The sequence below is a fragment of the Methylomonas subterranea genome, from assembly GCF_024505185.1.
Classification (GTDB): Bacteria; Pseudomonadota; Gammaproteobacteria; order Methylococcales; family Methylomonadaceae; genus Methylomonas; species Methylomonas subterranea.
On the sequence record NZ_JANIBJ010000037.1, the window covers coordinates 23,244 to 42,193 of the forward strand.

General features: G+C 57.8%; 18 protein-coding genes and 2 pseudogenes. 4 read left to right on the plus strand and 16 right to left on the minus strand.

All coding sequences use genetic code 11. The annotated features are described in order from the left end of the window. Positions 1-189: 189 nt before the first annotated feature. From NP590_RS16790 to NP590_RS16800, 3 genes are all read right to left on the minus strand, one after another. Entirely contained in the window at positions 190-936 is a 747-nt protein-coding gene (locus NP590_RS16790) for a PEP-CTERM sorting domain-containing protein (RefSeq protein ID WP_256603800.1), read from the minus strand. 597 nt (positions 937-1,533) lie between these two features. Beyond that, positions 1,534-3,270 carry a hypothetical protein gene (locus NP590_RS16795; RefSeq protein ID WP_256603801.1) on the minus strand — a complete coding sequence of 579 codons (1,737 nt, stop codon included), beginning with the start codon at positions 3,268-3,270 and terminating at the stop codon, positions 1,534-1,536. Between the two features lie 69 nt (positions 3,271-3,339). Further along, on the minus strand, positions 3,340-4,272 hold the full coding sequence (locus tag NP590_RS16800; protein ID WP_256603802.1) for a hypothetical protein: 933 nt from the start codon (positions 4,270-4,272) through the stop codon (positions 3,340-3,342). A gap of 166 nt (positions 4,273-4,438) precedes the next feature. Here NP590_RS16800 and NP590_RS16805 point away from each other — a divergent pair, with 166 nt between their 5' ends. Genes NP590_RS16805 through NP590_RS16820 form a run of 4 tightly spaced genes read left to right on the plus strand, consistent with a single transcriptional unit; the run spans position 4,439 to position 5,645 of the window. Next, positions 4,439-4,648, plus strand: coding sequence for a hypothetical protein (locus NP590_RS16805; RefSeq protein ID WP_256603803.1), 210 nt, complete (start codon positions 4,439-4,441; stop codon positions 4,646-4,648). After that, entirely contained in the window at positions 4,630-4,842 is a 213-nt protein-coding gene (locus tag NP590_RS16810) for a hypothetical protein (protein WP_256603804.1), read from the plus strand. Before NP590_RS16805 ends, NP590_RS16810 begins: the two co-directional genes overlap by 19 nt. A 12-nt stretch (positions 4,843-4,854) precedes the next feature. Continuing rightward, positions 4,855-5,493, plus strand: coding sequence for a rhodanese-like domain-containing protein (locus NP590_RS16815; protein ID WP_256603805.1), 639 nt, complete (start codon positions 4,855-4,857; stop codon positions 5,491-5,493). Continuing rightward, the gene (locus NP590_RS16820) at positions 5,490-5,645 is read left to right on the plus strand and encodes a hypothetical protein (RefSeq protein WP_256603806.1); all 156 of its coding nucleotides are present in this window, start codon (positions 5,490-5,492) and stop codon (positions 5,643-5,645) included. The genes NP590_RS16815 and NP590_RS16820 overlap by 4 nt, the downstream gene beginning before the upstream one ends. A 434-nt stretch (positions 5,646-6,079) precedes the next feature. Here NP590_RS16820 and NP590_RS16825 read toward each other — a convergent pair whose 3' ends face one another. The 13 genes and pseudogenes from NP590_RS16825 to NP590_RS16880 all read right to left on the minus strand — a co-directional run bounded on the left by NP590_RS16825 (position 6,080) and on the right by NP590_RS16880 (position 18,758). Beyond that, positions 6,080-6,541 carry a cytochrome c gene (locus NP590_RS16825; protein ID WP_256603807.1) on the minus strand — a complete coding sequence of 154 codons (462 nt, stop codon included), beginning with the start codon at positions 6,539-6,541 and terminating at the stop codon, positions 6,080-6,082. A gap of 32 nt (positions 6,542-6,573) precedes the next feature. Continuing rightward, the gene (locus NP590_RS16830) at positions 6,574-7,287 is read right to left on the minus strand and encodes a cytochrome b/b6 domain-containing protein (protein WP_256603808.1); all 714 of its coding nucleotides are present in this window, start codon (positions 7,285-7,287) and stop codon (positions 6,574-6,576) included. A 17-nt stretch (positions 7,288-7,304) separates the two neighbouring features. Then, on the minus strand, positions 7,305-8,198 hold the full coding sequence (locus tag NP590_RS16835) for a dienelactone hydrolase family protein (protein ID WP_256603809.1): 894 nt from the start codon (positions 8,196-8,198) through the stop codon (positions 7,305-7,307). Positions 8,199-8,418: 220 nt separating this feature from the next. Next, positions 8,419-8,835, minus strand: coding sequence for an ExbD/TolR family protein (locus tag NP590_RS16840; protein ID WP_256603810.1), 417 nt, complete (start codon positions 8,833-8,835; stop codon positions 8,419-8,421). Further along, positions 8,835-9,608, minus strand: coding sequence for a MotA/TolQ/ExbB proton channel family protein (locus NP590_RS16845; RefSeq protein WP_256603811.1), 774 nt, complete (start codon positions 9,606-9,608; stop codon positions 8,835-8,837). Before NP590_RS16845 ends, NP590_RS16840 begins: the two co-directional genes overlap by 1 nt. Before the next feature lie 9 nt (positions 9,609-9,617). Beyond that, positions 9,618-10,427: an energy transducer TonB gene (locus tag NP590_RS16850; protein WP_256603812.1), complete on the minus strand. Its 810-nt coding sequence runs from the start codon at positions 10,425-10,427 to the stop codon at positions 9,618-9,620. A 530-nt stretch (positions 10,428-10,957) separates the two neighbouring features. Next, the gene (locus NP590_RS16855) at positions 10,958-12,439 is read right to left on the minus strand and encodes an efflux transporter outer membrane subunit (protein ID WP_256603813.1); all 1,482 of its coding nucleotides are present in this window, start codon (positions 12,437-12,439) and stop codon (positions 10,958-10,960) included. Positions 12,440-12,453: 14 nt separating this feature from the next. Further along, positions 12,454-12,987: pseudogene (locus NP590_RS16860) on the minus strand (efflux RND transporter permease subunit); the annotation flags it as partial. 265 nt (positions 12,988-13,252) lie between these two features. After that, positions 13,253-13,420 (minus strand): annotated as a pseudogene (locus NP590_RS20615) (TetR/AcrR family transcriptional regulator); the annotation flags it as partial. Positions 13,421-14,134: 714 nt separating this feature from the next. After that, positions 14,135-15,589: an MBL fold metallo-hydrolase gene (locus NP590_RS16865; protein WP_256603814.1), complete on the minus strand. Its 1,455-nt coding sequence runs from the start codon at positions 15,587-15,589 to the stop codon at positions 14,135-14,137. A gap of 257 nt (positions 15,590-15,846) precedes the next feature. Continuing rightward, complete coding sequence (locus NP590_RS16870; protein ID WP_256603815.1) at positions 15,847-17,004, minus strand: pyridoxal phosphate-dependent aminotransferase; 1,158 nt, start codon at positions 17,002-17,004, stop codon at positions 15,847-15,849. A gap of 55 nt (positions 17,005-17,059) precedes the next feature. Beyond that, positions 17,060-18,271 (minus strand): alpha/beta hydrolase family protein, encoded by a 1,212-nt coding sequence (locus NP590_RS16875; protein ID WP_256603816.1) that lies wholly within the window; start codon positions 18,269-18,271, stop codon positions 17,060-17,062. A gap of 58 nt (positions 18,272-18,329) precedes the next feature. Next, positions 18,330-18,758 (minus strand): desulfoferrodoxin family protein, encoded by a 429-nt coding sequence (locus NP590_RS16880; RefSeq protein ID WP_256603817.1) that lies wholly within the window; start codon positions 18,756-18,758, stop codon positions 18,330-18,332. Between the last annotated feature and the right edge of the window lie 192 nt (positions 18,759-18,950).

Here is an 18,950-nt window from a genome sequence, read left to right on the forward strand (position 1 = left end):
GAGAGAGTGGCTATAAAGGGAAATTATTGGGACGGAATCCTTGGTTGTGCCCCATATGGGTATTCCGGCAATCCTGTAAAAACGCAAAAAAGCCGGTGCAAACGACGCGCTCCCGGCCCTGGCTCCCTGACAACAATGCCTCGACTCCGCGGCGGGATGGGCTGCTTCCGCGGCCCATCCCGCCCAGTGTCAAGCCATGGTCTTGCGGCGGGTCACGCCGATCCAGCCCAATAACGCGGTGCCGAACAACCAAACAGCGCCGGGAACCGGCACCGCCGCCGGCGGCCCGGACAGCTGGGTGGTAAAGGCGCCGATGCTGAGCAGGTTTTTCGCGATGAAGGCCGAATTGCCCAAACCGGCCACACCGGCCACCAGTATGTTCTGCACCTTCACCGTTGCCGATTCGAGCGCATTCAGCGCCAACGCCACATCAACATTCCAGGCCGAAGTGATAAACGGCACCCCGTTGGCCAGTTCGGCGAAACCGAAGGCATTGGTCAGCGGTTGGTTGGCGGAAAACTGCGTGGCGGCACCGTTAACGACAAACTCGCCCGAAACGCCCACGAAGCTCGATGCCGGCGCGCTCTCGATCCGGTAATAATTGCCCTGCTCCGCCAGGCTCAAGCCGTTTAAGACGTAACCCGATTTTGCCGTCACGCTGATTAGGGGCGTTGTGTCTGTAGTGGTAATGATGGGCGGATTATTGACCAGATTGGCCAGCGCCTCGAACCCGACCGGAGAAAACGACAGCACGTCGCCGCTGATGCTGACGCTACCGAACAAGCTATTCAACAGACTGTCGTCGAAGTGGTAGTCCACCGTCGAACCGTTCAGGACGGCGGCGTTGCCGGCCATGCTGAACAAAGCCAAACCGGCGGCCGCGCACAACCGTTTGAATTGCGCCGTAAGCGGCTGAAAATATCTGAATAAAGACATAAAAAATCCCTCGTTAAATTAACTTAAAAACCGGGCACGGCATCCCTAAGCCATGCGCGCCGGCATCCATCGGACAGCCGATGGACATACCCCGCCGCTCTCCAATGAGCGGTAACCGCCGTGCGGCGACCCCATCGGCAAAGCCGCCGCTGATGGACTGGATTCGACTCGGGGGTGAGAAGTCCGCTCTGCTGATTTATAACAAACCGGTTGCAAATTCAGTCCATCAGCCGCAACTCTGTAACCCTTTCGGGCACTAGCAAAAGGGCTTGGTGGTCGTCCCTGACCGCCCGCCCGGCGGACCCGCTTCGCCCACTCAGCGAAGCCGGCCCGGCCCGGACTTTTACGAGAGCATAAACCGGCGGTTTTCGTGGTCGCCCGCCGTCCGCTGTTCTCGTTCCGTTTTCTATCCCTATATCCTGTCGACCGTTCCCTAATCCATCCGGACTCATTCCCAAATTCCTGCCGACGCTCCAGCGTCGTTTCATGCCCATCCCTCTCAGCCGCTGCCGATGTCAATGGCGAACGAACGCAGCCGCTTCCCGCCATTGCAAACACCCTGTGCGCCCATCCTTGGGCAACAGCATCCGGAGTGACTTATTTCAGTTGAATCACCGTGTTGGTGGTGCCGCCGAAACCCGGATTGGCCACGCCGTTGTTGAACGCCACCGGGCTTACCCCCAGACTGGTAAAGCCGCTACTGGTGACATGGGAAAGCGGAACGATTGGGTTAAGCGCCGTGAAGGGAATCGAGACGAAGGCGCTGGAATCGGTGGCGGTGGTGGCAAACACCCCGGATTGGCCGAACGGCAATATCGCGTTGGTGTTGACGGTTTTCGCCACCGCCACGTTGCCCAGCGCGCTGGCAAAGGCTTGCAGGGCAGCGACCTTGTCGGCGCCGATTTGCGCGGCCGGCCGGATCAGCACTTCGCCCTCGGCCCACAAGGGATAACTGCCGTTGGCCACGTTGGCGATGGTCGGCGCCGCGCCGTCGATACGCACGTAGCGCCAGGGCTGCGTGGCGTTGGCATTGCGGTCGCCGCCGTGCAGGGCGAAGCCCCAGTATTTTCTCAGGCTGGGATTGAAGCCGCTGCTGTTGGTACCGTTCTGCCAGTCGGTCAACAACGCATCGGTGGCATTGGCGCCGCCGGGATTTTTGGCAATCGGCGCCGTGCTGCCCGTATCGATAGCACTGAGATTGGTGGTGGCGGCTTTTGGTGCCCTGGCGCCGTCCACGTAGGGGTAACCCAGCAGTTTGGCGTAGGAAACCGCGCTGATAGCCGCGCCCTGATTCCGGCGACCGATGAAGACCTTGGTTCTGAAAGGCGCCGCCACGCCGGCGTCAGCCAACACGGTGGCATCGGTCAAGGCTACCACGCTGTCGTCTGCTGTGGTATTGGGGGTACCGTTGTTATCGATAAACTTCACATCACCCCAATCCTTGATCTGACCGGCCAGCAAACTGGCTAAAAAGTCGCTGCTCAAACTGGGAATATAGCGTTCGTCGTCATACTTACCCAGTTTGGCCGGGTCGGTCAGGATATCTTCCGGCAACTGGCCGCTACGGGCTTGCACCACCTGCAACACCTTGTAAAAGTCCAGCGGCACGCCTATGCCGTACACCAGGCCGCCGGTCGGGACGCGGGCAATGTTGTTGCCGGTTAGATCAGCGCCAGTCAGATCGTTGCGCCAGTTGGCGGTCTTGGCACCGGTACTTGGTTCATTGACTTGTTCCGGGTAGTTATCGGTACCGGGTTGCAACAGGGCCGGGCCGTCCACGCCGGTAAAGCCGCCGTCCGAAAGCTGGTTTTGCACCAGGTAGTTGCTCCAGGCCGACTGGCCGGTATTGCTGCCGCTATTGGTAATGGCCGCGTTCCAGACATTGGTTTTGCCCGGCTCCAGCGTCCAGGCGCCGGCCTGGCTGGAACCCAGCGTACCGTTGGAACTGCTCAGGGAAATATCCAGGTTATCCAAGCCGATGTTGCCGGCCAGCGGCACCACGCCATAGCCGGCCGCGCCCAGCGAACGCTTGGAGATATAAATGCGCTTGCCGGCCAGACCGTTGGTCAGGGTATTTTTGCCGGTAAAGTAATAGCCCAAAAAGCGCCGACCCTTGTTGCTGCCGTCCACGTCCTGAAACACGTCCAGTGTGCCGGCTTCCGCCAGGCCGAATTTGATGGCCTCTTCGATGGCGCGGTCCTGGGCGGCGCCGCCCGAGGTGTGGATTTTGACTTCCGGCAGACCGTGAGTCCAAGGCGTCAGGGCATGCGCGGATGGCGCGGCCAGTAGCGAAACCGCCACGGCCAGCGTATTGAGTTTGAATGATACTGTCATGGTGATGATCCTTAATTGATGCGTGAATTCCTTGCCGCCGGGCAAAGCCCAGGCGGCGGGGTAAAAACCTCAGGCCGCGCTTGCGCCGCCGGACTTGCGCCGGGAAACGCCCAGCAAACCAACCAATGCCGAGCCGAACAACCACAGCGCGCCCGGCACCGGCACGGCCGCCACGTTGCTGAAGGTCAGCGTGCCGTCCAGACCCAGGGTGAATTTACCCAGCGAGGTAAACTGGTTTTTGCCGTCGGCGAAGGGGTTGGTGGCCCAGATGAACTCATAATCGCCGGCGCCGTTTTTGGTCGGCACTCCCGGCAGAAAGGCGCCATCCCACCCTTTCACTTTGGTATCGTAAAACGCCACACCGTTAACAGGATCCAGCGAGGCCACATCAGGGTTTTCGCCTTCGGCGGCAATTTTCGAATTGACCGCCGCCAGATAGGCGCCGGTGGTGCCGACATTACTGGGGTTGATGGTCAGTATCCCCTGGTCGTTCGGATTCAGCCATGCGACACCCGGCGCGGTTACCAAGGCACCCCATTGGGTGTTGTAGGAATCGTTATACAAGCCGTCGAAATCCGGTTCCACGCCGAATTTGTCGCCGTTGCTCAGCGCCACGTTGTCGAATTCGTAACCGCCCAAGACCGACCAACGCAGGTTAGCGATATTACTGATAAAGCTGCCGAATTGGCCGAAACTGCTCAAGTTCCAGGTCAGACTGCCGGTAGCCGCCAGGGCGCTGGTCAAGGCATCGGAAAATCCGGCCGCGCCGGGTTTGTTGCCAGCGAAGTCGGCATAATTAAGTCCGGTGACGCCGGACGTGGTGGCCAGGGCCAAGTTAAGAACGAAGGTTTGCTTGGTGGTATCGTCGACCGCGCTAAACACCAAAGAACTCGGACGGGCAGTCTCCGTCGCGAAACCAAAGCCGGTGTCGATGGCCGCCGAGGCGCTGCCGGCCAGCAAGGCAAGCGAAATCGCCGAGGCGATTTTGTAAGATATATTCATAAAGTCACCTTAATGGGTAAATACAAGAGAGAAGAAGGGACGAGCGGCTTAACACCACCCTGCAACGAACAAGCATTTTTCTTGCCACTCTTTTCAGGCTTGTTTTTAAAGGATTTTTTGTGAATTACTTCTCATGAACTGCTGATAAAACAGCAGGGTGTGCTGATTGGCTGTTGATATTTCAGCAACTGCTGCGCTTCGGTCAGGTCCTGCTGACTATCTGCCCGGCTTTCAGCAAATTATGCGCCAACCCGCCACCCAGCAACCGGATGCGGATTCCGCCAGCACCGGCCTCGATCGCGGCGGAATCAAGACTATCGGCCCGGAACTGCCGCTCCATTTCCACAACGGACTTCGGTGGCACTTTTATTGCTGATACCGTTCAGGCATTTCGCCTATTTCTACTTTGTCAGTTTCTTTAAGGAATTCGTCATTCCGGCAGGGATTGCCGGAATCCAGGCGCCATGGATGGACCGAAGCCTGCCATCCATGGCGCTGGATGCCCGCTTCCAGGCGGACATGACGGCGGTTTTTAAATGCGACAAAGTAGAACCAACCGTCTCCGCATGAGGAACAAGACCTATGAAACCTTCGAAACACGCCTTATTACTAAGCCTGGGCCTGATCAACCTGGCCGCGGCCCATGCCGACGAAACCACCGGTAACCGTTACGGCTATCCGGTTTTGTATCACTCCGAAATCAGCTCCGCGCAAGCTTGGTTGCATGCAAGCGACCGCAAATGGAATAAACACGATGACGATGACGACTGGTCCGACGACAACGGCCAAAGGCCTAGGAAGCCGGTCATTCTGGACGTGCGCCGTATTGAAGAATATGTGGCGGGCCATCCGGTGGGCAGTATCAACATTCCCTTCCCGCATGTAACCAAAAGCCCCACCAAAGCCAATGACAATACCAGCGGTTATATCGGCTACGACATATCCGTCGATCCGGACGTCAACATCCAGGGCTCGGTCAATGACGGCACCCTCAACATTCAAAGCTTTATCGATTATGTGGAAGCAAGATTCCCCGACAAGGACCAGCCGCTATACATCCTTTGCGCCACCGGTTTCCGTAGCGTGCAGGCCGCCAACGCCTTGGCCAAATACGGCAACTCTACACCCAAGTCAGAAATATTTGGGAGGGCTACACCGGTCAATATAAGTATGCATATACCGGCAGCGTGCCCACCACGCCGTTGGTTGCATTGGACTTGAACAACGACGGCAAACTGGACGATAACGACAAGGACGGCTGGGCCTACTACCAAGGCTTGCCGATTGAAACCAAACTGAATAAACACGATTTGTTCCAACCCTATCTGTCGCTGTACCCCAGCACAGCACACCCCGCCAAAAAGCACAAATAAACCGGGCCGAACGTGCCAGCGGGTCTGCCGAGGCAACGCCTACGGAGATGCGCGGAACGGGCTTTTTTTCAATCCGGGTTCCAACGGCATTCGCCGCGGGAACCTGTTTCATGGCGGCCAACCGCTTCGGGTCGGCGCGGTTGAAACCCTTCCTGTTGTTCATGTCGCGCGGCACCGCTCCCCCGGTTCCGCGCCATCGCCTTCCCCGCCGGCGAAATCCTGACCGATAACCGGCGCCTCAGCCTGCATCAATTCCTTACAAGCCGGCGCCCATGGATAACATGACGACCATGGCTTGTTCCCGACGCGCAGCGGCGCGGGCCAAGTTACCAGCCGAACAGAGGGCAAAAAAAAACCCGATTTCCGCCCGTTGGCGCGGGCGGCAATCGGGTTTTCAAAAATCCTTACGGGCTACGAAACCCGAGGGATTTGATTTACTCCCGCACCCGAATCAGATCATGACAGGATTTGCAGGTTTTACCGACTTTGCCGAATTGCTCCTTGATAGCGCCGACATCTCCGCTCGCGGCCACTTTTTGCAATTCGTTGGCTTCGGCAATGAAACCGGCCTCGATTTCCTTGACTTCGTCCTTCTTCTCAAAATACTCGACCTTCAGGCGGGACGGTTTCCAGCCCGTGCCCTCGGCACTGCCTTCGCCATACAGCCCCAACAGGCCGGAGTTGGCCACGGCGGCAACCGCATTGGCGGCGGCAACAACTTCTTCCTTGTTGAATGTTTCCGGATGGTCAACGGCCTGGGCTTTGATTTTGGCGGTGTTCCAGCCCAGAAACGAATAGGCGGATTGGCGGAAGCGGATCTGATCCTCGATCGGGCCGGCCAATGCGGCGGTTGCGGCCGCTCCCAGCACCAACCCGATTGCCAGTTTTTGTTTCATTGCATATCTCCTTGTTTTTTGGTTTGAGAATTTTATTGAATTTTGCCGCCGGCCTGCGCCGACTGGATTCCGGCCAGAGGCTGCAAATATTTCAGCGGATCGCCGCCCCAGACATACCAGACCACGCTGACCGACAACAGCACACCGATAACGAAGCGCGCGATACCGACGGAAGCAACCGCTGTCGGCGCCAGGGTACCGGGTAATTTCTTTTTTCCGGTCAGCATGGGCTTGATCAGATCGTTCTTTTTCACGTGCTGATAAAAGCCGATCGCCGTGACGTGAATAGCGACCAGAATCAACAGCACATTCACCGCGCGGATATGCCAGCCGCTCAGTTTGTCGCTGAGATCCTTGTCGATCAAACTATATAAAGGCCCCTCGAAGGCGATATCGTCATTGGCGAATAAACCGCTACCGACCAAAATCAGCAGCACGCTGAGCAAGGCCAATACCGCCAAGGCTCCCACCGGGTTATGGCCCACGCCGTGCCAATCGCCTTTTATGTAGGCGAACAAGCGTGGCACGGTAGGGAAAAAATTGCTGAAGCGGGCGTGGGTATTGCCGATGAAGCCCCAAATCAGGCGAAATACCAGCAAGCCCAGTATCGCGCTGCCGAAGCGTGCGTGCCAGTCCGTCCAATCACCGCCTTCCTTGCCGGTCAGATAAGCTCCCAGCACGCTTAGCACCAACAACCAGTGAAACAACCTTAACGGCCAATCCCAGACATGTACTTCTACTTTCATGATCGCCTCCCGACGTATCAACCGTCGCGCAAATAAGTGTTGAAAAATCCGATGCTTCTGTCCCAGGCCAATTTGGCGGTGGCTGCGTCGTAGCGCGGCGTGGTGTCGTTATTGAAGCCATGCTGGACGCCGGGATAGGTGTGCGCTTCGTAATTGACCCCGGCTTTTTGCAGCGCGGATTCATAGGCCGGCCAGCCGGCATTTATCCGCTCGTCGGCGCCTGCGTAGTGAATCAGCAACGGCGCCTGGATTTTCGGTACATCTTCCGCCGCCGGTTGCGCGCCGTAAAAAGACACGCCGGCCGCCAAATCCGGAATGCGGGTTGCCAGCCAGTTGACGATGCCGCCGCCGTAGCAAAAGCCGACCGCGCCGACCTTGCCGTTGCCTTCCGGCAACTTCTTCAGTATCTGAGCCGCCGTCAGAAAATCCTGCTGATTCTTGGCTTTATCCAGTTTGGCGAATAATTCGCGCGCCTTGTCCTCGTCGCCCGGATAACCGCCCAGGGTGAACAACGCATCCGGCGCGAAAGCGATAAAGTTGTCCAGTGCCAGCCGGCGGGCAATGTCTTCGATATGCGGGTTCAAGCCGCGGTTTTCATGAATCACCAACACAGTCGGCAATTTGCCTTGCGCATTGGCGGGCTTTACCAATAAGCCGCGGATTTTGCCGTTGCCCTTGGGCGATGGATATTCGACATAGCTGGCGGAGATGCGCGGATCGTTGCCGGCTACCTGCGCCGCCTCGGCGAAACGCGGACTCAAGGCCTCCAGCACGCCCTCCGCCGTCAAGCCCAACAAGGCGTATTTGGGTATCCTGGATAAAAAATCCCGCCGCCCGATATCGCCATGCACATATTGATCGAACAATTGCAGGGCTTCGGGATGAAAATCGTCGGCCGTTTTACGCGCCATGAAAAAATCTCCTTGATGAATGAATAAAAACAGGGGAGAAGGTGAGCAGCCTTGCTAACTCTACTTTTTTACATTTAAAAACCACCGTCATGCCCGCCTGGAAGGCGGGCATCCAGCGCCATGGATGGCGGGCTTCGGTCCGTCCATGGCGCCTGGATTCCGGCAATCCCCGCCGGAATGACGAATTCCCTTAAGAATCTGACAAAGAACTAAGCCGGACTTAACTGCCTGGCGCGGTCAACACCGACAACTTGGTCACGCCGGCCCGCTCGATGGAGGCCATCACCTTGGCCACGGTGCCGTATTGCACGCCGTCGTCCGCGTTCAGGTTCAGCGCCAGTTCGGGATCCGCCGCCTGGCGGTTTTTCAGCTCGCCCTCGATCGCTTCAAGCGCTATTTCCTGCTTGTCGATAAACACCTTGCCGGTCGCATCCACGCTCAGGTAGACGGCGGCCTTCTCGTCCGGCGGCGCGGTTTCGGCGGTTTTGGGCAGATTGACGTGCACGGCCTGGGTCAGCAACGGCGCGGTGACGATGAACACCACCAGCAACACCAACATTACGTCGACCAGGGGCGTGACATTGATCTCGCCCATCACATCGTCATCGCCGCCGCCATCTTTTGTATTGAATGCCATTATGCATGCGCCTCCGTCGCGACCAGTTCATCGTAGGAATCCTTGCCGGCGGATTTTTTACCGCCGCTGATTTCGGTCAGCTTGCTTGCCGCCGCGGCGGTGGATTTGGCGGTTGGGTTGGGAATGATGAACGAGGCTTTCAGGGCCAGATGCACGAAGTCGATGGCAAAATCGTCCAGAAAGGCCCATTGCACCTTGTTGCGGCGGATAAAAAAGTTGTACCCCACCACGGCCGGAACCGCCACGGCGATACCCACCGCCGTTGCCACCAGCGCCTCGCCGATGGGGCCCGCCACCACTTCCAGACTGGCGGAACCCGATTTGCTGATATTAGTCAAGGCGCCCATGATGCCCCACACCGTGCCGAACAAGCCGACGAACGGGGAAATACTGCCGATGGTGGCCAGAACGGCCAGACCGCTTTCCAGGGAACCGCGTTCCTTCTGCATTTGCTGGCGCAAGCGTCTATCCAACAATTCCTGCCTATCCCAGGTATGATCCAGGTCGTGGGTGGATGCGCCGCCGTCGGTTTCGATCAGCGTCGCAAATCCTATACCGGCCACCCTGGCGGCCGGCCCCTTCTCGTCGGCCAGATGCGCCGCCGCCTGAATATTGGGCGAGCCCCAGAATTGCTTGCTGAATTTGCGATTATGGTAAGAAATCCGGATATGCTGGATCCCTTTGATCAAGATCAAGGCCCAAGTCACCACGGAAGCCGCAATGAGTGTATCGAGCGTGCCATCGACGATGACGCTGGTTGCTATATCAGACATATGAAATCCTCAAGATAAATTAAAGGTAATCGGAACGGTCACGTTGCCGGCTATAGGCGTTTCGCCGCGCTTGGCCGGCACGAAGGACCATTTGTAAACGGTTTTGACGGCGGCATCGTCCAGCACTTTTTGCCCGCTGGATTTGATGACGCTGACTTGATCTGGCTTGCCGTCGGGTTTGACATGCACCTTCATCAATACCTTGCCTTCCCAGCCACGTTCCTGGGCGATTTCGGGATATTCCGGAGCGGGATTATTCAGATAATCCGCGCCGGCCGACGGCAGGGTGATCTTCTCTTCCACCACCGGCGCGGGTGGCGCGGGCGGCGCGTAAACGGGCGCGGGCGAAGGCGGTGCATCCGAAACCACTGGTGTCTGCACGACTGGCGCCTGTTCGACGACCTTGGGTTTTGGCTTGGGTTTTTGCGGCTTTAGCGGCACCACCTTTTGCACCGGCGGAATCACGACCGGAGGCGGCGGCACAGGCTTGGGTTGCGGTCTGGCCAGGGTAATCTGAACCTTGGATTCCGCCTTCGGCGGTTCGACGATTTCCTGCTCCAGCGACAATCGATCGAAACGATTCACCACCGTGGAATGAATCAATATCGATAAAAACCCCAATATCAGGTAATCGGCCCATTTGGCGTCGCGGTTATCGCCCGTGTATTTGAAATTTTTCAGTACGCTGCCGTCGGCGGAAGCGACCAATGGCTCCAACGCGCCGACTCCGGCCGATTGCAAGGCCAGCGAGCCCGGGGACTGCCAGTTGAGATTGCCTGGCGGTTCGAATTTTGAAAATGCGCGTAAAGGATTGCTCATAACCGTGTTCCTCATACTCATTGAATCGCGTGAATCCCTATCGCCTCGATGGGCGCATGCGCCCATCGGTCTTTATTGGATTCGTGTCGTTTAAGGGTGGCGCCGGACAAGTCAACCTTCCCGCATCTGCTTGGTGACAGGAAACGAAAAAGGCGGCACGATACGATCCACTCATCGTTCGTCAATGACTTGCTCAACGCCAACTGTTTCTGTTAATGCACGGCATGTGCCAGATTGATCGAGCCTGGAGAAAACCAAACCAAGAGATGAAGTATGTATTTGTTTTGCAATGAATTAAAGCCATTCGAGCAAGGTAATCCAACTTAGCCCGGCATCCGGGCATCAATGCATTTCCATGCCGGCTTGCTGGTATATCATCAGTTTTGAATATCCGCTGCACGCCTGCTGTTTGCTCAGCAACAGCGGGCTTGCCGAAAATGCCGGCGCTGTGATTGGCCTGCAGCTTCCCACTTCCGCGGAACATGCAAATCCGGGGGCCGGAATAAGCCGCCCGACCCTTCCGCCAACCCCTAATCCACCAACGGCAAGATCAGATAATCGGTCCATTTGCGCTCCCCGCCTGCTTCATCCTCGCCGGGCAGCTGACTCTGGTTCCAGCCGCCGCCCAGAGCCTTGACCAAAGCCACGGAGGCCGCCAGACGCTGGCCCCGCAGTTGCAGCGCGGTCTGCCGGCTGGACAATTCGGCCGCCTGGGTAACGATGACGTTCAGATAGCTGACGGTACCCGCCTTGTATTGATTCTGAATCAATACCAGCGACTGCCTGGCGGCGGCAACCGCCTTGTCCTGAACCTGGGCCTCCCGCTCCAGTATGCGCAAGGCCGCCAGACTGTCTTCCACTTCCTGAAAGCCGGTCAACACGGTTTGCCGGTAGCCGGCCACGCTGGCATCGTAGGCGGCCATCGCCTGTTTGTACTGGGCATTCCTGGCGCCGCCGTCGAACAGCGTCAGCGCCACGCCGGCGGGACCCAGCGCCCAAAAGCGCTTGGCCATGGTAAACAAGGTATCGGCATCGCTGGATTGAAAGCCGTTGGTGGCGGCCAGATTCAGGGTCGGGTAATAAGCAGCCTTGGCCACGCCGATTTGGGCATTGGCGGCGGCCATGTTGCGCTCGGCGGCTGCGATGTCCGGCCGGCGTTCCAGCAGCTCGGACGGCAGGCTGAGCGGAATTTCCGGCAGTTGCCCGGCCAGTTCTAATGCGGGCAGGGAAACTTCCGCCGGCGTCTTGCCGATCAGCACCGCGATGGCATGTTCCAGCCTGGCCCTTTGTACACCGAGATCGATAGCCTGGGCCCTTGCGGTCTCCAACTGGGTTTGCGCCTGCGCCACATCGGCCTTGGAGACCACGCCGGCGTCATAACGGTTTTGGGTGATTTCCACATTTTTGCCGAACGCCGCCAGAGTCTCCTCCAACAGCGCTTTTTGCGCGTCCAACACTTTCATTTGAAAATAACTGTCGGCCAGGGCGGCCTGGCTGGACAATATCAACGCATGCAAGGTGGCGGCACTGGCCTGGGCACTATCGATGTTGGCCTCCAGTTGCCGCCGCACCTTGCCCCACAAGTCGGGCTCCCAGGCAATGTTGACGGCCTGGCTGAACAGATTGCGCACCCCGGACACCGCAACGCTCTGGCCGGTGGCGGCCTTGAAGCGGTTGAAGCCGCCGTTCAGCATCGCCAGCGGCAACAAGGACGCTTGCGCCGATTGCACCAGATGTTGCGCCTGCCGGTATTGCGCTTCCGCCTGGGCAATGGTTTGGTTGGCGCCCGCCACCTGTTGCTCCAGAACATTCAATTGCGGGTCGTTGAACACTTCCCACCAGTTGCCGGGCAAGGCGTTATCCCTGGGACTGGCCTGTTTCCAGCCCTTGACTTCCTTGAATTCAGCCGAAACCGAGGCTTCCGGCCTGATGTAATCCGGGCCGACCGTGCAAGCAGTCAACGGCAGGGCGAGCGAGGAACAAACGAACAGGGGATAAACTATCGGACGCATACAAATACGGGTGTTTAAACAGAATTGGCCGCCTGGCGGGCGGTACGATGAAAAAACGACCGGTGCAGCCACAGCCGAAACCGATCCAGGTATAGATACACCACGGGCGTGGTGTACAGAGTCAACATTTGGCTGAAAACGAGACCGCCGATGATGGATATGCCCAAGGGCTGGCGCAGTTCGGCGCCGTAACCCGTGCCCAATGCCAGCGGCAAGGCGCCGAACAGCGCGGCCAGCGAAGTCATCATGATCGGCCTGAATCGCAAAATACAAGCCTGAAAAATGGCTTCGCGGGAATCCAGCCCCTGGCTGCGCTCGGCATGCAAGGCAAAATCTATCATCATGATGGCGTTTTTCTTGACGATGCCGATCAGCAAGATCACCCCGATCAGCGCAATCAGGGTAAATTCCCGGCCGCAGGCCAGCAAGGCCAGCAAGGCGCCGACGCCGGCCGACGGCAGAGTCGACAAAATGGTCAGGGGATGAATCAGGCTTTCGTAAAGCACGCCGAGCACGATGTAAACGGTGACTATGGCGGCCCTGGTCCAGCACGTCGCTGACCGCTTCGGACAACTCCGGCCGATCTTGCAAGGCCGCCACCAGCCGGCCGGTCCAGCGGTTCAGTTCTTCGCTATCCGCCCCTTCCAGCGTGAACTGGTAGGGGGTGCGTCCGAGCCGGCTTTCCAGAGTCAGGTCCTGTACCTGCCGTAGGGGCATGGCTTGGGCGCTGATGGCCAGGGTCATGATGGGCGAGTCGGCCGGGTAGCGCGTCAATTCGCTGTTGAACGCATGGCGCCATGACTCCAGGTACAAGGTTTCCTTGTCGCGAAAGTGATAATTGACCGACGCAATATTGGCACCCGCCTGCTGGCATATCTCGGCGATGGTAGTTTCCTGGTAGCCTTTTTCGGCAAAAATACGGCCAGCCGCCGATAAGAGCCGCTGCCGGGTACTACGCGGCTTGCTGGTAAGATTCGTCATGCGGACTGCAATTTCCTGAGCGAGCGTGTTGGCAATTGAAACGAGGAATTCAAATCTGCATTTCAATTTAGCAATAAAGATGCCACATCTCAAGGCATTGCTTTTATAGTATTTTTATCGTCGACTCATGGTCGGTTGCTGATCAGGCAACAGCCATTAGCCGCTTGCTGCTGATCAGGTAACAGTAACGCTCATGAAACCGGAGCATCGCCCCGGCAAATCAAAGACAGTCTCGTGGGAGCGACGCATAGTCGCGATTCGCAAGGTTATCATCGCGACTGTGCGTCGCTCCTACCATGACTTTCAGAGCAGGGTTCACGGAAACCCCATTTCCCAGGAAAATGAAAGGCAATAGCCGCAAGTCCCGACTATGCGGCGCTCCCACCGTGATGGGGCTTTTATGACGACCTCCGTTGGAAAAGGGGGATCGAGGGGAGACCGTTTAAAAATCTCCCCCATCCCTCTTTGTCAAGTTGGAGAGCCATCACCGGCCATTTCGAACGTTACTAATTCTACTTTGTCACTTTTAAAAAACCGTCGTCATGCCCGCCTGGAAGCGGGCATCCAGCGCCATGGATGGCAGGCTTCGGTCCATCCATGGCGCCTGGATTCCGGCAATCCCCGCCGGAATGACAAATTCCGTTAAGAATCTGACAAAGAAGAACTAATTCCGGCACGTTATTTATAACCATATCCTTAACCCCGCTTGTCCGCTTAATTATTGGCGCTGGTCAGTCCGATCGCGGCACGCAGATCGGCCAGAGTGACGACACGCGGCCCATGCAAGGCGGCAATCCGTTCCACATCCAGCCCCAGTTTCCGGATGTTCTGGTACAGGTTGACGCTATAGGGATTGACGGAAGCGGGCGCCGGCGCATTGGCCGCCAGCGGCGTGTACGCATCTACTTCCACCAGGATCTTCTCGGCCGGCAGATAAACCAGTACGAAGGCATCGTTGTGGCTATTGCCGGCGATGGAGTGAATTTCGATACTGCGCTGGCCGTCGGACAACACATGCTTACCGCTGAAACTTTCGAAGCGCGCCGGTTTATGGGATTTTTCCAGGAGATCGGCTTTCAGACTGTGCGGATTGGCCCAGATCTTTGCGTAATAGCTGTCGTTGGGTTGATGGGTGACGATGGTGGCGCCGGCGTCGACAAAGGTGCGCAAACCGCCGGAATGATCGAAATGGGCATGGGTGTTGACCAGATACTTGATCGGCTTGTTGGGCACAACCGTGTTCAGTTTGGCGATAAGGGCCCGCGACCGTTCTTCGTTCAGCGGCGCCTCGACCAGCACGATATGGTCTTTCAGTTCGATGGCGACACTGTGGTGCGTGCCGCCGGTCAGATAGAACACGCCGTCCGCCAGCTTGGTGCTGATCACGTTAACCTCCGGCGCCTTGGCGGCTTCCTGGGGGATGGAGATGTTGAGGGCCGGATTGGCCTTGACGCTGGCAACCCGTAAATCCAGTACCGGGAAGCCGCCCTGGTTGCGGACGATATGACCGGGAAACTGCACGCCGCCGAAATCCCGGTAATCGCTGTATTGGGTTTCAACCAATGTGTCGCCGAGTACGGGATTGTCGATCCAGGTTTTTACGCCGGTCAACTGATTGAGCTTGTTCAGCTTGCCCACATAGCGGTATTTGTCGCCGAGACTGAAAGATACTTCCGTCCCATCGCCGACGGCTTCCGATTTAGCCTGATGCGCCAGCGCGGCTTTCAAAAAGCCTTGCGGTGTAGCCCAGATTTCGGCCGCGCGCTCCTCGGCCGCCGCCGGTTGCGCGGTGGGAACGGCGTTTCCCGTGGTCGGCACGTTCCAGGCCGTGCTACCACTAATATATTGATCGACTTTCTGCTCCACCGGCGCGGGACGATTGCGGCCAGGCTCGATGATCTGGCTGCGGGTGATTTGTACCCGGGCGCTGGCGCTGTCATAGTCGATGCCGGCGGTGTAATTTTTCAGCTCGAAAGGCGGCCATGGCAAATCCGGATTCGGCGCCTGGCCGAACTGATACCAGCGGCCGCTGCCGGAAAATTCGATGGATTTGATATTGGTCGCGCCGGCCGCCTGATTCGCCAACTCCAGACTGTGCGGTTGCGAAGCGCAACCGGCCGCCGCCATTGCAATGGATAGGCCCAAAGCTTGATATATCGTTCTACGCATGAAATCCCCTTTGTTTTTTTAGTGGGTGAATGACTCTAAAGCAAATCCATGCTTTAGCAAGACCCAAGCCAGAAGCAACTCGGCGTAGATATCGACAGGGCTGGCCCGCCCTTATCGGCCCGGAAGGTTAGATCATGCGCGGCGAATATCCCGCGCTTGTGCTGGCATGGCAACAACGATTGCTGCCGCCCTGCATGCTGCCCAGCACACCGCTGTCGCTACGGACCGGCCCTACATCCAGATAAGCGCGGTCAAACCTACGCCCGTAATTGCCGCAAGCGTTTCACCGCTTCGTGCAATGTGGCATCATCCTTGGCGAAACAAAACCGCAGCAACCGTTCGCCTTCGCTGCCGCGATAAAACGAACTGCCGGGAATAGACGCCACGCCGGTCTGCTCCAGTATCGCCAACGCGGCGGTCTTGGCATCGGCAAACCCCAAGTGTCCGATATCGGCCAACACGTAATAGGCGCCTTGCGGCACCAGTGGCGTCAAGCCCGCTTCATGCAAGCCATTGCACAGGATGTCGCGTTTGCGCTGGTAATCGTCCCGCAAATGCTGAAAATACTCCGGCGGGGCCTGCAAGCCCGCCGCCACGCCATACTGCAAGGGCGACGGAGCGCAAACGTACAGCAAGTCGTTGACCAGATTGATGGCATTGGCCAATCGGGCTTCGGCGACCGCGTAACCCAGGCGCCAGCCAGTGATGCTGAAGGTCTTGGAAAATCCCATGATGCTGACCGTGCGCTTGCCCAGCCTGTCGACCGTCGCCGGCGAGATGTGCGAGCGACCGTCATAGCTAATGTATTCGTAGATTTCATCGGAAATGACCAGCAAATCGTGCTCGTCCGCCACCCGGCCGATCAAAGCCAATTCGTCCGCGTCAAACATCTTGCCGCTGGGATTGGACGGCGTACACACCACCAAGGCCCGGGTATAGGGGCGGATTACCGCCCGCAAAGCGGCCTCATCCAAGGCAAAATCAGGCTGGCGCAGGGTCAAGAATTGCGGTTCCAGGCCATTGAGCAAAATGGTATTCAAATGGTAGCCGTAGTAAGGCTCCATCAACACTATGCCGTCGCCGGGATTCAGCAACGCGGTCAATGTGGCGGCAAAAGCGCCCGTGGTGCCGCTGCTGATAACGATTTCCCGCTCCGGATCGACCGATAACCCGTTATCGCGCAACAATTTGCCGGCAATAGCCAGCCGTAGCGGCAAAACGCCCTCCGGCGCCGTGTAAGTATTATGCCCGGCCAGTATGGCTTCGATGGCGCCATCCCTGACCAGTGGTGGCGTTGGCAGGTCGCCCAGCCCCTGCCCCAGGTTGATGCCGCCGCGCCGTTCGCATTCGCGGCTCATCAGACGGATATCGGACGGTTGTAACTCGGCAATTCTTTGGGCAAGCGGAAAATTCATCGGCAAAACTCTTGAAAATCAGTGAATGAAGGAGTTGAAGGGGAACGCGTTTTCGCTAGCGCGCAACCAAGCGGGTATCGGCAACCCCGTGCAGGGCCGCATCGATGAAACACAAAAAACCTTTTCGGTTCAAAAAACCATGATTGGGCAGCATGTCGCGATTGATCCGCACCACCCAGTAAGGATCGTCGGCGGCGTGCATGCTCATCCGCAGCAAACCTTGTAACGCCGACGTCTGACGCCGCCCGGCCGCGAACACGCAGCGATCTTCGGCATAAGCGCTCCCGCCGGCTTCCAGGCGATGGGTGACGAAATGCGGGTAATGCCCCACCGCAGTGGTGTCGAGTTCCCATTCGGATTGCCCAATAGGCGCCTCGCCGACCGGCTGATCGCTAGCGTAATCGGCGAACAAGGCACTTATCCGCCTGACCCGCGAAAACGAGTCCTTGGTCAGTTTGTCGGCTTCCGAGGTGGCGATGAGCAAAAGCGGCGGTTGCGGGCCGGCGCCCGCGTGGCGCCGACGATAAGCTTGCCCGGCCTCGCGCAGGTTGACGAAACGCCGCGCTTCCATGGCTGGATTGACCAGCACCACCAGATCGCCAAAGCCTTGCGGCGGCAAGCCCCGTGAGTCTGCTTGCGCCAGCCTATCCCGCAGCAGTGGATTCAGCGCATTGAATACCACCGAGGCGCCCAGGCTATGGCCTATGGTCAGCAATGTGTTGCGCGGCTGAGCGGGGGTCTTGACCAAGGCTTCGACCTGCAGCAAAAAATCCAGCAGGGGCTGGCCGCCCACCACTTGGCTGACACGCTGCCTATCCCAGAACGTCAACAATTTCAGGTATGGCAGGTCTATGGTTTTTCCGCGCCAGCCCACGTAAATGCCGACCACATTCATGTCGGGATTGCGCTGTTTGGCGTCCGTCAAGCTTTGTTTGAAGCGGCTGACATTCAAATCGTCTTCATCGGCATTGTGGTTCCAGCCATGTACATACACCGTCACATACACCGGTTGCCGCTGCCGTTTTAGCAAGTGCAACAAGGCATCGGCCTGCCCGCGGTCGTAAAACCGGCCTTGATCGTCGAGTTCCACAAAGCCCAGCGTATAGCCCAACCCGTCCCCGCTTACCAGATTGGCATCGCGACAAGACTGCTGCAAATGCGCCTGGCACGGCGTTTCGCTGATATTCCTGCGAAAATACTCCGGCGCGCTGCAAGCGCCCAACAAGCAGGCCAGTAAGCCGATACAGAAGCGTTGCGGTTTGTTCATGTCGTCGCCTTGCCGGACGCACGCGGACACCATACACGGGTCATTGCCGCCTTGCTTCCTATACCTCGATGCTGTTCAACCAAAGATCATGCTTGTTGCACACACTCAGCGCATATAGCGTGCCGCTATAGTCTTTTAGCGCATAGGTGGATAAGGGTACGCTTTCCTTACCCGGATCAAATAGATGCTCGGCAAGAAATTTAAAATCCCTGTCCAGCAACACATGCTTGACGATGTAATGCTCGTAGCCTTTCACCTCGTGGGCGGTAAGCACCTTGACAGTCACTTCACCGTCTGTTCGACTGACTTCGATGTTCGGCAAATGGGTGGCCTCTTTTCCCTTCCAGCGGCCCGGCGCGTCCCGTGTGTAGAAAACATCACCCGGAGGCGTTATCGCGCCGCCGGTTTCCGCCCGGGCGGCGACGGGTGCTATCAGGCCGGCGGCCGCGCCGGCCGCGCTCAAACGTATAAAATCGCGACGTTCCATAAACTGAGTCCTTATTGAGGTTCAATGAAGATTGATTAGTTACTCTGAAAGTCACGCGGCAACCGCCCAAAATACTAACGTCATAACGCTGTTGACTTTCATCTGCCGGGGCGATGCCGAGCCTTCATGAGCGTTACTCTGAAAGTCATGGTAGGAGCGACGCATAGTCGCGATTCAAAAGGCCATCATCGC

Excerpts from the sequence above, each read along its gene's own strand:
- NP590_RS16790 (WP_256603800.1), bottom strand. The coding sequence starts at position 936 with ATGTCTTTATTCAGATATTTTCAGCCGCTTACGGCGCAATTCAAACGG.
- NP590_RS16795 (WP_256603801.1), bottom strand. The coding sequence starts at position 3,270 with ATGACAGTATCATTCAAACTCAATACGCTGGCCGTGGCGGTTTCGCTA.
- NP590_RS16800 (WP_256603802.1), bottom strand. The coding sequence starts at position 4,272 with ATGAATATATCTTACAAAATCGCCTCGGCGATTTCGCTTGCCTTGCTG.
- NP590_RS16815 (WP_256603805.1), top strand. The coding sequence starts at position 4,855 with ATGAAACCTTCGAAACACGCCTTATTACTAAGCCTGGGCCTGATCAAC.
- NP590_RS16825 (WP_256603807.1), bottom strand. The coding sequence starts at position 6,541 with ATGAAACAAAAACTGGCAATCGGGTTGGTGCTGGGAGCGGCCGCAACC.
- NP590_RS16830 (WP_256603808.1), bottom strand. The coding sequence starts at position 7,287 with ATGAAAGTAGAAGTACATGTCTGGGATTGGCCGTTAAGGTTGTTTCAC.
- NP590_RS16835 (WP_256603809.1), bottom strand. The coding sequence starts at position 8,198 with ATGGCGCGTAAAACGGCCGACGATTTTCATCCCGAAGCCCTGCAATTG.
- NP590_RS16840 (WP_256603810.1), bottom strand. The coding sequence starts at position 8,835 with ATGGCATTCAATACAAAAGATGGCGGCGGCGATGACGATGTGATGGGC.
- NP590_RS16845 (WP_256603811.1), bottom strand. The coding sequence starts at position 9,608 with ATGTCTGATATAGCAACCAGCGTCATCGTCGATGGCACGCTCGATACA.
- NP590_RS16850 (WP_256603812.1), bottom strand. The coding sequence starts at position 10,427 with ATGAGCAATCCTTTACGCGCATTTTCAAAATTCGAACCGCCAGGCAAT.
- NP590_RS16855 (WP_256603813.1), bottom strand. The coding sequence starts at position 12,439 with ATGCGTCCGATAGTTTATCCCCTGTTCGTTTGTTCCTCGCTCGCCCTG.
- NP590_RS16865 (WP_256603814.1), bottom strand. The coding sequence starts at position 15,589 with ATGCGTAGAACGATATATCAAGCTTTGGGCCTATCCATTGCAATGGCG.
- NP590_RS16870 (WP_256603815.1), bottom strand. The coding sequence starts at position 17,004 with ATGAATTTTCCGCTTGCCCAAAGAATTGCCGAGTTACAACCGTCCGAT.
- NP590_RS16875 (WP_256603816.1), bottom strand. The coding sequence starts at position 18,271 with ATGAACAAACCGCAACGCTTCTGTATCGGCTTACTGGCCTGCTTGTTG.
- NP590_RS16880 (WP_256603817.1), bottom strand. The coding sequence starts at position 18,758 with ATGGAACGTCGCGATTTTATACGTTTGAGCGCGGCCGGCGCGGCCGCC.